A 13,677-nucleotide genomic window follows, 5' to 3' on the forward strand; every position below is an offset into this window, starting at 1 on the left:
AAAGAGCGGTCATTACATTCACCAGATGAGCTCGAAACATCTTTTTTACAATTCGGCGAGACTATATAGAGCCGTCATTGTTGTAAAAAAAGCTAGTAGAACTGGATATATAATGGCTATAACAATATATTTAGATAATGTCATTAGCCAACCTTGCTGGTAAACTCTTTTTTGCATTATGAGCAGATAAACAGGAATCCATCCAAGCAAAAATAGTAACCCCCAAGAAAGTGCAACTTCGATCCACTTGAAATTTTTAAGCCACTCCTGAGCATCCATCATCAGAGTTGCCAGTAATAAGGAAAAACAAATAAACGCATGACTATGGAGCGTAACTATTAAATGCTCCATATACAAACGGCCTTTAAGTGCATAGATAACCCAAAGCAACAAGGCAAATATGGGAACCATAATAAGTAAACTTGAGGGGAGCGCACTAAAAAAAGCTTTCTTGAAATGGTTTGGGTCCTTTGATACCCGAATGACATTTTTTCTGGCCTTGACTATTTCCTTGTTAGTCCAGTCAATCCAGGATTCTGGCAAGCTAATGCTTTGAAGGACCTCCTGATCAATTTTAGTAATCGCTTTGTTCAGCGCTGTCTCAATGCCCTTTGAACTAGGCCGCTCCGCATTATTAGCTCCTTCCTCAGTGGCATTATGTTTACTCTCAATATTATTAACCTGTGCCAACTCCATCTCGACACTACTGACGTCAATGGCCCAATCGCTACCAAGGCGAATCATAAGGAAAGATGTAAGGCACAAAAAGATAAATAGACGTACAGGGCTTACATAACGTGCACGACGCCCTGCAAAATACTCTGAAGAAAGAAACCCCGGCTTAAATAATAGGGATGGCAAAGTACGCCAAATACGGGAATCCAAAACTAACAATGTGCTCAAAAGGTCGCCAATCACATTGGAGAATTGTCGAACCATTCCCTCGACCGGCTGGCCACAAGCATAGCAATGTGGGCCCATCAGCTCTGTATCGCAGTTAGCGCAGCGTAACTTGGGGTCCGCGTATGAGTCTGCCGTGTCAGAGGTCTTCATTACATCTACCCTTTGATGCCTCCCCGAGAACTAGTCGGTCATTACATACCTGGTACTATCGTATGCACGTTAAGGCGCCAATGGTATCAAAACACCCCACCAAAATGAACAATAATTAACCATATCGAATACTGCATGACCAGAATAATCACCTAAGTGGTTAGATCATTTCCATTCCAACAATCACTGGTAAAAGGCAACTTCTTCATACTAGGGTAACCAGCTCTAAACAATAAACTTGTACTTTGTTGCACTCCGCTAAACCCGGATACCCACTTAAATGATGATGTTGCCGACTGAGATATCGCTATTGATTGAGAAGACAACGTCGACCTATTTCCCCTGATTTCAATTTAGATACTGCCCGCTTGCTAGCAAACCAAGGGCTTCCAATACCTGAAGATACCCGCTCATAGAATGTTGGGACAACGGCTATCAGTCACAGGGTGAAATAACCAACTCCTGTAAAAGAAAAGGGTAAATTTTATATATTTTTTAAGATTTCTGATGGTCACTTCCTCCCCCATACACATATCAATCTTCTTTAAAGTTAATACAGTCAACTCACAAGTAAAGTAACAATATTAAACTGGAAATTTTTAATGTCGATAACCACTTTAGATATACATTTAATCGACCTTTTTATTTAAAGCATGAACTAATGATCCTAGTGCTATCTTTCTAGAGTCGCACATAACTATTAGAGCCTAGGAGAGTTAACAGTGGCGATCAGAATCCTATCTATTGATGGAGGGGGGATAAGAGGCATACTGCCAGGTGAGATATTGGTCTCTCTTGAGAGTAAGCTGAAAGTAAAATCAGGCAATCCCGGCGCCAGAATAGGAGATTTTTTTGACCTGATTGCGGGAACAAGTACTGGCGCAATATTAGGCGCAGCCTATATTTGCCCCAACAAGGAAGGAAAACCCAAATTCTCAGCCCGGGAAGCTGTTAATATCTACCTCAAAGAAGGAGGTAAGGTGTTTGATACTGGAATCTGGCCTTACCTGAACAAGCTGAGACTACTTAAGGGAGAAAAATACTCAACACATGAACTAGAAAAGATATTAAAGAAGTATTTTGGTAAAACAAAGCTAAGCAAACTGTTAAAACCCACCTGTTTCATCTCCTATGATATTAAAAAGCGCGAGCAAGTTATCTTTAGGCAACACTGCGCCATAGTGAGAGATGAAGACTTTCTGGTAAGAGATTTACTAAGAGGCAGTACTGCCGCTCCAACCTACTTTGAACCTGCACGTATTTATTCGCTGCCGCCACTTAACAAAAAATATGTCCTGGTAGACGGTGGTATGGTAGCCAGTGACCCTGCACTATGCGCCTACTCAGAGGCCATTAAGTTTAGCGGTGTGGGAGGTATTAAGGATATGATTATTGTATCTCTTGGCACTGGTAAACAGCTAATAAGCTACAAATACAAAGAGGTAAAAAATTGGGGGGTTTTTAACTGGGCGAGACCAGCGATAGATATCGCACTAAGTGGCGGAGCCCAAATGACGCATTATTATCTGAAACAAATTTCATCTACCGTAGAAAACACAAAATACTATCGAATTCAGCCAGATCTATATGATGCCAATCCCGCACTGGATGATGCATCATTCAAAAACTTGAAAGAATTGAAGAAGTCTGGTGAAAGAAATGCAAAGCACTATGATAAATTGCTAGATGACATTGCTCAGACATTGGTGAACACACAAGATATTCATCAATATGAGCAAAGATACTAATACCTATCAACACCAAATTAGCTAAGCCAATAACTAATCATTTAAGTACCCTATCAAATAGAGACCAAACTTAACAACCTTTTCATGAACTTTACCACTACTCAAAACATACCAACTCTGTGCTTGGATCTTCATAACTTATTTTTCATTGAAATCATGCCTAAAAAAATTAGCAGCAATGACAAGTTTTTTAGCCCTATATGATTTTTGAATCAAGTCTCACATAAAATAATATTTATTAACTTTTCTACTAGATCACCAGTATTACTCTCTCCATATTCAATATGCCTTTCACAACATAGAACCCTAAAGCCAGCTTCAATTAATTGAGCTCGAATGTCGCTTTCATCAAAAAGCTGAAACCCAAACGGTGTGAATGATAAACTTTGCATAAAAGACTTATCCCCAAAAGCTAAACAAAATTTCCCTTCAGGTACCAGTACTCTGCGTATTTCAGACAAATGTGTTTTGAGAGATTCCCAAAAGTAGATGGTGTGGACAGTAATCGCCTTCTCGAACTGGCTGTCGGCAAACGGCAACCTCTCCGAGGTTCCAACTTTAAAGTCCATCTGTCCTGATTCAATATATTTAGAATTAAGAGTTTTCGCGCTCACAACCATATCACTGGACCAATCGATTCCCGTATAGCGAATACTGGAGCCCTTACGAAGCACATCTATTGCAAACTTGCCATTGCCAGGCCCAATCTCAAGAATATGGTCATGATCTACCACATTAAGCAACTCTAGTGCAGCCAGGTTCGTTGCTTTATTAGCCTTGTTCATCTGCAATGCAGTATCTGAAGCTAAAGCACCAGATGGCTTCCTTAGTTGTTCCGCGACCAGTTTAGGATCTTTAGACATTTATTCTCCACTTAGTACCTATTGTAGAGTACATAAATAGTATTTATGCACTTACAAACTTCAATTATTTTAGAAATTAACAGCAGTTTTTTCGATTGGTTTTTACATCGCCGCTTAGTATTCAAAATTTTTTTTAACTTGTTGTTGCCTTGCTCACACAACTTGCCATCAAATTTTTCAAAACACAGCCCAAGCAACAATATACCAACCCAGGTCAAATCAAAGTGTAAAAGCAGCTAATCTTAAGTAATTTCAATAGGTCAAGCTTAAGCCAAATCATTTGGTGGATCAATCAGGTAAATACAATTCTATATCAAATGATGAACTTCAAGTATTACCCTAATATCTTCCAAGATTATCTTGTAGCACTATAGTCCTGAAGAAATAAGTGCGATATATAAATATGTAACTGCGAATGGATACAGCCAATACCCATCCAAATTCTCAAAACCGGTAACTTTCAATTAAACTACTAAATACCAGCCTAATCCTTAAAGAGAATTTGGCATGCTAAATGGCGCTATGCTTGTCTGGTTTATTTTCGCGGCTATAAGTGTGATCTTTGTCGTTTGGGATTCCATCACCAACGCGCCGACCAGCTGGGTACAACGTATGGCATGGATACTGGTGGTGGTATATACCGGTGTTGTCGGGTTAATACTCTATCTTCTTACTTGTCGTCGGCCCTTCCCTGGCGCCCACGATGCCTTTACTCGAGCAACATGGAAGCAAAGCGTAAACAGTGAGATGCATTGCCTGGCTGGCGATGCAACTGGAATCGTGATTGCAGCGTCAATAGTTCCTATTTTCGGACTCACTAATGGCTGGGATGCCACTATTGAATACATTGCCGGATTTATCTGCGGGCTATTTATTTTCCAAGCACTGATGATGCGTGGTATGTATCAGGGAAACTACTTAAAAGCTGTACGTAAAACATTCTTCGCCGAGACTGTTTCTATGAATATGGTGATGGGAGGAATGATTCCAACTATGATAATACTAGCTTCGCTATGGCCCGGTTCAGAAGACCCCACAAATGCTATATTTTGGTTCCGAATGAGCCTTGCAACTATCGTCGGTGGAATAATCGCTTACCCTATTAACTATTACTTGGTTAAAAACCACTTGAAACATGGGTGTATGACTTTACCAGGGCGTGATGGGCCAGCACCTCATTTAGGACACTGCTCGCTTGAAAGCCATCCCACCGATAAGAACCATAAAGAACATGGTATGACAATGCGCACCCTGCCTCTTCCAATTGCAATCATTTGGGTAGCGTGCACCCTTATTTTTCTTCTATTTACAATTCTAATAACGAATCAGTTTGTACCTCTACGATTTTGATTAAAAAAGGCTCACAACTTTGAAAAAATTGGATGAAAAAATATTGTTACAAGAAGTGATCTATTTCCATACGTCACTTTCTCTTCTTTAAGTCGAAAGGCAAATTTTGATTCGTCAGAGACATACTTATCAATATATTCATCAGATCAGAAGTTTGATTCTTATCACTAACTCTTTCGCAAAAAAGGGTCATCGGAGAACTTCATAATCATTCAATAAGGAAAAATTGGATAGAGCTACATCTTGTTGATTTATGGTAGTATCAAAGGAAAGTAGTTACCAATAAAAGCCTTTTGATTGGCTATTAGCTTTTGGTCAATTCACTTATAGCAATAGTAATAGAGTAGTAACAAGAAGTGTTCAGCTTCTTACGATTGGCCAGGGATAGAGGCTGTCAACCATGAGTAAGCGCTTACTTAATCTTGATACCCTACGTGGACTGGCAGCCCTTTTGGTTGTTTGGCAGCATAGTAGCGAAGTATTCATTCAAATACCTAATATCGCCTTGCATGGGACAGGCCTCGCTAATTTTATTAGCCAGTTGGATTTTGGCAGAATAGGTGTACTCTGCTTCTTTTTGTTATCTGGCTATGTCATTCCTCATAGTCTGCTTGAAGCGAATCGTCCTCTAAAGAGTTTTGCTATACGACGCTTCTTTCGGCTTTACCCTACGTACTGGGTTTCTCTCATTATCGCAGTTGGCTTTACATGGCTATTTGCTGACCATATTTTCTCGTCAGTAGCTATCTTGGCAAATACCACTATGCTGCAAGGACTTCTGGGCTTTGAAAATGTGCAGAAGTTATACTGGACCCTTACTGCAGAGCTTATTTTCTACTTACTATGTGCAATGATGTTTGCCCTTAAACGACTAGGGAATCCAAAGAACCTTTTATTGCTTTGTTGGGCGGCGCTGTCTTTATTTATCTGTCTACAGCTTTTCGAACACTCACCAGCTTTACAGCTACAACTACCGGTAACAATCACTTATATCCCTTATGGTATAGCTGTAATGTTCTGTGGAGCCTTACTCCGTTGCTGTTTTGAGACCAAGAGGTTTCATCACTATGCTGTATTGGCTATAGCTTCAACGTTCTCGATCCCCATACTGGTTTTAAGCTTGCACCTTTTCGGTAATTCCATTAGTAGTGAGCCCGTTCGCTTTGGACTATCGCACCTAATTGCTCTGGGTATTTTCCTCTCAGTAATATCATTACCTTCAAATTCCATACGACATTTCGCCACCCTGGGAACAATCAGCTATTCCATTTATTTATTTCACTTATGCATAATATACGTGATGAAATGGTCTATATCCCAGCCTTGGGGCCAAGTTTTTTCAGGCTTCCCTTTATCCGTTTATCTGTCTGTAACAACATTGGCCAGTATAGCGCTGGCAACCTTGATTTACTGGCTGATTGAAAGGCCATTTGTCAAGTTGGGGCGCACTTTAAGTACCAGTGCTCAAGATGCAGAAAGTGCTCAACAACAAGAAAGTAAGAAAGTTGCCATAAGAACGTAACCCATTCACCAATACTCTGAAAAACCGTATATTTAATGAAGGTCCATACAACTGTGTCCCTTCACTGGAGTTGAAGCTGGTTTAGCTTCTATAAGGGCCCATATAGGGGCCTACGAGATAAATCGGTAGACCCCAATTTCACATCGATTGATAACTTTTTGTAAAATTAGCTAGCCCAAAGCAAGCTGGCAGCAATCGACCACATCATAATGCCCACCAGAGCATCCAGCACACGCCAAGTCTTCGGGTTCTTAAACAGCGGCTGCATCATACTGCCACCTACTGACAACAGCGCGAACCAAAGTACCGAGGCACTGCAGGCACCAATCACGAAGAACAGAGTACCTTCCCCGGCATACTGGGCACCGACCGACCCGATCAGCACTACGGTATCCACATAGGCATGGGGGTTTAGCAAGGTAAGAGCTACCGCGGTGATCAGAGCCGAGCGTCTCGATTTAACCCATTCCTTCTTGTCCTCAAGCCCTTTATTGGTTAGAGCGGAGCGAAATGCCATAGCGCCGTAGCCAACCAGGAAGGCCACTCCCAACCAGGTTAACCAGAGCATCCAGTTACCCTCAGCCTGCGCCAGGTTCGCGACCAGGTAGACACCACAGCTGATCAGTACGATATCCATCAAGACGCATAGCGCCGCAATGCTGTAATGATACTGGCGACGAATACTCTGCGTCAGGACAAACGCATTCTGTGCGCCAATTGCCATGATTAAGCTGATAGTGGTCAAAAAGCCCTTTGCGAGAGGGGCCAGTAACAATCCAGAAACCACGGTGCCTCCTGTAGTCAATGTGTCTTGCCCGCGGGGTTGCGGACTTGGAAAGTAGCTAAAGATTAAGAGTGAAGCTAAAATAAGTAAATTTAATTATTTTAAGCCAACATAAGAAAATCTTATGCTAGACCTCAAACAGCTCCAGGCATTCGCTTTTGTGGTTGAAGAGCAGAGCTTCGACAAGGCCGCATCCTTACTACATGTAAGCCAATCTGCGGTTTCCCAGCGTATTAAGGCCCTGGAAGGCCAGGTTGGGCAGGCCCTGCTGATCAGATCCACTCCTCTACGCCCGACGGAAGCCGGCCTGAAAGTAATGGGCTATTACCAGCAAATGAACCTGCTGCAGCATGAGCTGCTGGAAGACATAGATCCGGAGGGCAGTAAGACCCGCTATAGCAACCAGAACAAAGTTCGTATTGCTCTCAATTCAGACAGTTTGGATACCTGGTTTTTAAAGGCCATTACCCCCCTAATCCGCTCCCAGCATCTGCTCGTAGATTTGAAGGTAGATGACCAGGATGCCACTCATGAACTGCTGAAGAACGGTGAGGTTATCGGCTGTATCAGCTCCGTGACCAGTAACCTTCAGGGATGCCAGTCCCTGCTGTTGGGACATATGGCCTACTACCCGGTATGCACACAGGCTTTCAAGGAACAGTATTTTTCCGATCCGGTAGATGTGGATGAATTCCGCTATGCCCCTGCTGTTGAATTCAATTACAAGGACCAATTACAAAGCCGCTATCTAAAGCAATTCTGGGGGATAGAGGCAGGCCAATTCCCTTCACACGAAATCCCTTCCTCAAAGGGATTTCTCAATTTCCTGACATTGGGGCTTGGGTGGGGAATGGCACCGGATATTCAGGTTGCCGATTTATTGAAAAGGGGAACCTTGATAAAGCTTACACCTGACCAGCACCTGAAGATTCCTCTGTACTGGCACGTTTGGAACCTAAAATCCAGCCTGATAAAGCAAATTACTAATACCCTGGCTAAGTATGCCCATAATGCCCTGCACCAGTGAGTGCACAGTGTTGTCGTTAAAATAAGCAAATATCATCGATACTCCTGTCTTCCCAAGCGCTGTGGAAAAATCCATGGGGAGAAGCACAGAGCAAGGATTCAATAGCAAGGACTCATTACCTTACTACCTGCTTCAAAACACCTAAGTAGTTATCGGCCTGCTCTACGTCATCATAATAACCGCGATCCTTCAATAATTTATGCAAAGCTCTTAAGTTATAAGTAGGGACCGCCATAAAGGCGTGATGTTCACAGTGATAACTCAGACCATCGGTAGGGCTGACAAACAGAAAACCCAAAACACCCCTTGGGATCGAACGCGTATTGTATTTTGGTTCCAGGTGATAGAGGTCTTTAACACCAGCGTGTTCGGCGATCTGACGCATTCGTATAATAGCCATATATACAGTCAGGTAGGCTACCACCCATAATAGATAAAGCTGCGGGAAGCCTGACATCCACAACACGGTAAACATAACACCGTTAACAAATAGGCCACGTGTTAGTTGAAAATTTACTCGTTTTTTTCGGCTTAATAAATCTCGCCCGCTCAAAAACAAATATAAATTGGCCTTCAACCCTGTAACTCCTAAAAAATCCCTGGCGAACTTTCTCACCAGACTCTTTTTAGTTACAGGGTAAGCTTTATAGTTCGGCAAATCTGGGTCATGCTCTGTTCCAGCCATACGGTGATGTTTCAAATGGCTTTTAATGTAGGTGTCACCATCCATCAATAAAAATGGTGAGGACAACCACTTGCAGACAAAATTATTATAGGAGCGGGTTGCGAAAAGCGTTTTATGACCAGCTTCGTGCATAATAGCCGCCAAGGCCTGTTGCCGCCCCGCAAGCAAGAACACTGCAAGAATATAGGTTGGCCAGTGTGGCAGCAGAGCTGCAACAATAAAAATACCTACTATTCCTAGCCAGGCACTCACCACTACCCACCAGGCTTTGGCGTCACTACGCTGCAAAAACGGCTTGAGTTCTTCTTTACTAATAGGAATATCCATTACGGGGCCCTTTTCCTAGATTATGTGTCAACTCCTAACTTCTTCAGTTGTTCCAGCCAAATATTGCGACCAACGCGATCGTATTTGCGCACGATACTCTTCAGCTGCTGATACTTCTTTTGCGGTCTGATCACTTTTGGCAACAGTGGATCAACCGCCAAACGATGGATGGCCTCGCCGCCCAAACGGCAGGTTTCGGATAGCGATGCATTGACAGGTTTCGATGCCAACGCTGTGTAACTGTTCTCTAGCGACTGTATGAGAGCATCGTATTCGTTATCGAGCCGTTCAATATCCCACAATTGACGTGCCCACTGACTAACCAGAGAGTCCGGCACGCTCTGTAAGACAAAGCAATATGCGTCTTCTTCAAGGCCAAGAGTGGCCAGAGCCGTGGTTATTTCCGCATGATTGAGCGTTAAGTTATTCGGGCGTACCCATAGGTGATCCAGGCCGGCAGCAAACCCATACCATTCCAAAACCAGCAATGACTTTTTGCGAACAGGACGAGCCGTTTTTTTGGGCAGATGGCAGGCGAGCCAGCGATGATCCCAATTATCATAATGAAAAATGTTTTTTTGCCAGCGGTTAATAAAAACGCGTTTAGCCAGCGCTTTTTCCGTCAAACGGTACACCCCACGGCCATCATGAGTAATCAGGCCGGTACTCACCAATCTATTTAATGTTACCCGCAGATTATTGGTGGAAATATCAAATGCATCGGATATGAAACCCAGCTGACTGGTTGCCAGTTCATGTCGTTTATTGACACCCATCAAGTCCAACAGGACATTTTTTGGGGTGGGTTCATAGGCAAACTGATACATAATGAATATTACGATAATAACCTTAATAGGTACCGACTTGTAATATTACGGGATTAAACCACATGTGCTGTAAATTGTAATTCCAATAACAGCTAAAAGTCGCTTAAGTCAACCTCAATGGTATTTATCGTTGCAGCCGTTATCAGCACTTTGGCCACTGGTGTTATTACGCTGACAGGAGATACAGTGTATCTACTCACATACCACAGCTATTTTCTTCCCTTGGATTAACTGATAGAAGGATGTGATTATCTTCCGCATACCCCTTAACATAGAAAACTGATTAAATTTGACTCGGGGTTAAGCGGTTCATAGCACCAGAAAGTAATCTCAGCAGAATGAGCAATAAAAATGGACTCTATCCCTAATACCCCTCAACACTAATGCTGGTGAGTGCCGCCTACTAAACATCGATTCATCTCTTCTGGATTATCCTTCAATTTCTTCAGTTGTTTTTGGCTTTCCTGAATTACGTCGTTGTTCTCCTGATATTCAGGTTTATAATGCTTCAAACGCTGGTGGGCGGTGCGGTAAATATCCTTAGCTCCAGCACTCATCAAAAAATCCGTAATCCCACTGCCAGATAATAAACGATAGCTGGTAAACTCCCCTTCCAGCTGGGCTCTCTGTAGCAGGGTTGATGGTATTGGGACAATCTGCCTGGCCCTGTAGTTAGCGGGAACATCGACCTTACAAATATTCTCCATATACTTGCCTGGCTCGATTTTATACTCACAGTCCGTACGGTAATTCTGCTGTAACCTTTCAATATTTTTACCGAAATCCGGATCTTTCTGGCCGTAAATCACTCTGGGAACCTCGAGAAAAATCATCATTCCCCCGCACATCATGCAGGGCTCCAGAGTGCTATAAATCGTCGTATTCCGCAGATATTTGGTTTCTTTGCCTCGACATTGACTGTTGATACATTGCTGCATCACTCTTAGTTCTGCATGTTGGGTTTTATCGCGACACAAGCCGACAGCATTGCGTTGTATCCCTACAATTCTTTCCTGGGCATTGTCATAAAGGACCGCGGCAATATTGTAACCACGCTTTGGTTTCTCTTCTGGAACAACCCAATCCAGATAGACAATCGAGTACGCGAGTAACATCAGGATCTCGTCTCTTTCCTGCTGCATCAGTGAGTCGGGCAGCGGCTCAGCCTGAGCGCCCAAAGCAATCAGCCAAAAACACAAACTAGAAATAAAACGCGGTATGAAATTCCCGAAATATCTCAAGCGTTTAAAGCCACTCCGCGGCTGTATTAATCACAGTTTGAACCCGTGCCGGTATTGCTTTATGGCGGCGGGTAACCAGGAATAACCCCTCATTAACAGAATGCTCCAATCGATGAATTTTAATTTGCTCAAACTTATGAAAGGCATTTACTGCATGGGCAGGCAGTACGGTAAAACCCAGGCCCATACTGACAGGCTCAAGGATTAGACTAATTTGGTTGGAAAATCCCTTCAATGTAAACATATCTACATGTTGAAATTCTGGAAAATTCGCACCCAGTAACAATCCCGCCTGATGGGCTCCATCCGGGTGGCCGATATATCCCAACTGCAACAAAGTACTCCAATCCAATTTCTCAACTGACGTGGAGGTCACCAAAAACAGCTCCTCGTTACCTACAGACTGGCTCGCAATTTCTGTCAGTGTTGAAGGTCTAGTCATAAAGCCAACATCTGCCCTGTAATCAAGTATGGATTCCTCTACTCCATCGTTGGGGGCAAAACGGTAATCAATGGTGAGTTTTGGCTGTTCCTGCTGTAAATGCAGCAGCTTGGGGTAGAGTCTGAGTCCAACACTTCCGGGGGACTGAATGTTCACCTGCCCTTCATAAGCGGGGTCTTCGCCAAGACGTTGCCCAAGGGTAGAAAGGGAATCAACAATATCCTGGGCTTCGCGATACAGCTTTTCACCAGCCTCTGTGAGGGAAAATTGCTTTCCCTGCCGCTGAATCAGCGCCAACCCCAGGAAACCCTCCAACCGGCGCAGGTGTTGACTGACACCAGACTGAGTCATATGCAGACGCTGCGCCGTGCGGGTAAAACTCCCCACCTCCACCAGTGTGCAGTAGCTACGTAGCCACACAGGATTAATCATTACAAAATTTACTCAAAATAATCATCTATGATAATTATACGTAATGATAACAACACGGTAACTTAATATTTGAAACAAATTCCGGAGAAAGACCAATGAAGAATGTTTACCCTAGGAGCTTTTCCCATATCGGCATTTCAGTGCCAGACCTGGAAGAGGCGGTCAAGTTCTATACAGAAGTTATGGGCTGGTATTTGATTATGCCGCCAACTGAAATTATTGAGGATCACAGCGCTATTGGTGAAATGTGTACCGATGTCTTTGGCGCCAAGTGGGGTAAATTTCGTATTGCGCACCTATCGACCGGGGACCGCATCGGCATAGAGCTGTTCCAGTTTCCCAACCAGGAAAATCCTAAGGATAATTTTGAATACTGGAAGACGGGAATATTCCACTTCTGTGTACAGGATCCTAATCTGGAGGCACTGGCGGAGAAGATAGTCGCTGCAGGCGGTAAAAAGCGTATGCCTAAGCCTCGGTATTACTACCCAGGAGAAAAGCCTTATCGGATGATTTATATGGAGGACCCCTTTGGCAATATCCTGGAATTGTATAGCCACAGCTACGAGCTTATTTACAGTAGTGGTGCCTACACCTGATTTAAAGCTCCACAAAGATTGTCTTTGATTTCGGCACCGGAAGTTCCCCCGGTGCCGTTAGATATTCTTATTGAGGCATCTTCACTATCTACGGTACATTATCAAGGCCAGCTTAGAACTTTAATTTTTTGCAGATAATCAGCCACTGCTTGCCCTAGGACCATATGCTGGTCTTCATCGAGATGAATACCATCGATATCACTGACTTTTACCAGGGTATTGGCATCCAGGTAATGTGTGCCGAGCTCCCTGGAGACTTTCTCCAACTCACCGGGAAAGTCCTTGCAGCGTTGCTCAGCCCCCGCAAATTTATGCCCAATAATGCCCTTGGGGTTATTGATAGCCAATGGGGCAATAATCAATATTTTGGGGATCGACATACCCGGTTCAATGGGGGCCTGCCTGATTACTGACACCAGTTTTGCTACTCCCTGCGCAGCCATCCAGGCCTTATTATCGTGTGTATCCTGGAAGTCATTGGTCCCCAGCATGAGCAGGACACATTTAAGCGGCGAGTGCATTTCTATCACTTGAGCCAGACCATCAACACCCCGCCTGCCCTCACGAAACGGATCTTCCCATACGGTTTTACGACCATTCAGGCAATTCTCGATCACTCGTACATCGGAGCCTTTTTCTTTCAGGCTTCGCTCAAGCACACCGGGCCAACGCAAATGAAAGTCCATGCGTTTCCTGGTATCTGGAATAACCCCCCAGGAAACGCTGTCAGAGTAAACCAATATATTTTCCATTTTCACATAACTCCATAGAGCCATT

The 13,677-nt window shown here is 43.5% G+C and carries 13 protein-coding genes; 5 read left to right on the forward strand and 8 right to left on the reverse strand.

Annotated elements, in window-relative coordinates; genetic code table 11:
* Positions 1–45 precede the first annotated feature (45 nt).
* Entirely contained in the window at positions 46–1,053 is a 1,008-nt protein-coding gene (locus tag GL2_RS01275; RefSeq protein WP_143728927.1) for a DUF3667 domain-containing protein, read from the reverse strand.
* Positions 1,054–1,775: 722 nt separating this feature from the next.
* Here GL2_RS01275 and GL2_RS01280 point away from each other — a divergent pair.
* On the forward strand, positions 1,776–2,801 hold the full coding sequence (locus GL2_RS01280) for a patatin-like phospholipase family protein (RefSeq protein WP_143728928.1): 1,026 nt from the start codon (positions 1,776–1,778) through the stop codon (positions 2,799–2,801).
* A gap of 212 nt (positions 2,802–3,013) precedes the next feature.
* Here the strand turns inward: GL2_RS01280 and GL2_RS01285 are convergent, their stop codons facing one another.
* Entirely contained in the window at positions 3,014–3,664 is a 651-nt protein-coding gene (locus GL2_RS01285) for a class I SAM-dependent methyltransferase (protein WP_143728929.1), read from the reverse strand.
* 507 nt (positions 3,665–4,171) lie between these two features.
* Here GL2_RS01285 and GL2_RS01290 point away from each other — a divergent pair.
* A complete protein-coding gene (locus GL2_RS01290; RefSeq protein ID WP_143728930.1) occupies positions 4,172–5,014 on the forward strand; it encodes a DUF4396 domain-containing protein in 843 nt (280 codons plus the stop codon).
* 400 nt (positions 5,015–5,414) lie between these two features.
* A complete protein-coding gene (locus tag GL2_RS01295; protein ID WP_143728931.1) occupies positions 5,415–6,536 on the forward strand; it encodes an acyltransferase in 1,122 nt (373 codons plus the stop codon).
* 166 nt (positions 6,537–6,702) lie between these two features.
* On the opposite strand, the gene GL2_RS01300 is transcribed toward GL2_RS01295, so the two are convergent.
* Positions 6,703–7,341, reverse strand: coding sequence for a LysE/ArgO family amino acid transporter (locus GL2_RS01300; protein ID WP_232053729.1), 639 nt, complete (start codon positions 7,339–7,341; stop codon positions 6,703–6,705).
* 103 nt (positions 7,342–7,444) lie between these two features.
* Here GL2_RS01300 and GL2_RS01305 point away from each other — a divergent pair, with 103 nt between their 5' ends.
* Positions 7,445–8,347: a LysR family transcriptional regulator ArgP gene (locus GL2_RS01305; protein WP_143728932.1), complete on the forward strand. Its 903-nt coding sequence runs from the start codon at positions 7,445–7,447 to the stop codon at positions 8,345–8,347.
* Between the two features lie 115 nt (positions 8,348–8,462).
* Here the strand turns inward: GL2_RS01305 and GL2_RS01310 are convergent, their stop codons facing one another.
* The 4 genes from GL2_RS01310 to GL2_RS01325 form a co-directional block, all read right to left on the reverse strand.
* On the reverse strand, positions 8,463–9,359 hold the full coding sequence (locus tag GL2_RS01310) for a fatty acid desaturase family protein (protein WP_143728933.1): 897 nt from the start codon (positions 9,357–9,359) through the stop codon (positions 8,463–8,465).
* A gap of 20 nt (positions 9,360–9,379) precedes the next feature.
* On the reverse strand, positions 9,380–10,186 hold the full coding sequence (locus GL2_RS01315) for a hypothetical protein (protein ID WP_143728934.1): 807 nt from the start codon (positions 10,184–10,186) through the stop codon (positions 9,380–9,382).
* 380 nt (positions 10,187–10,566) lie between these two features.
* Complete coding sequence (locus tag GL2_RS01320; protein WP_143728935.1) at positions 10,567–11,328, reverse strand: nucleoside deaminase; 762 nt, start codon at positions 11,326–11,328, stop codon at positions 10,567–10,569.
* A gap of 103 nt (positions 11,329–11,431) precedes the next feature.
* A complete protein-coding gene (locus GL2_RS01325) occupies positions 11,432–12,301 on the reverse strand; it encodes a LysR family transcriptional regulator (protein WP_143728936.1) in 870 nt (289 codons plus the stop codon).
* 95 nt (positions 12,302–12,396) lie between these two features.
* On the opposite strand from GL2_RS01325, the gene GL2_RS01330 reads away from it, so the two are divergent.
* Positions 12,397–12,900, forward strand: a complete 504-nt coding sequence (locus GL2_RS01330) for a lactoylglutathione lyase family protein (protein WP_143728937.1) — start codon at positions 12,397–12,399, stop codon at positions 12,898–12,900.
* A 101-nt stretch (positions 12,901–13,001) separates the two neighbouring features.
* Here the strand turns inward: GL2_RS01330 and GL2_RS01335 are convergent, their stop codons facing one another.
* Positions 13,002–13,652 (reverse strand): SGNH/GDSL hydrolase family protein, encoded by a 651-nt coding sequence (locus GL2_RS01335; RefSeq protein WP_143728938.1) that lies wholly within the window; start codon positions 13,650–13,652, stop codon positions 13,002–13,004.
* Positions 13,653–13,677 lie beyond the last annotated feature (25 nt).

Source organism: Microbulbifer sp. GL-2, assembly GCF_007183175.1.
Taxonomy (GTDB): domain Bacteria; phylum Pseudomonadota; class Gammaproteobacteria; order Pseudomonadales; family Cellvibrionaceae; genus Microbulbifer.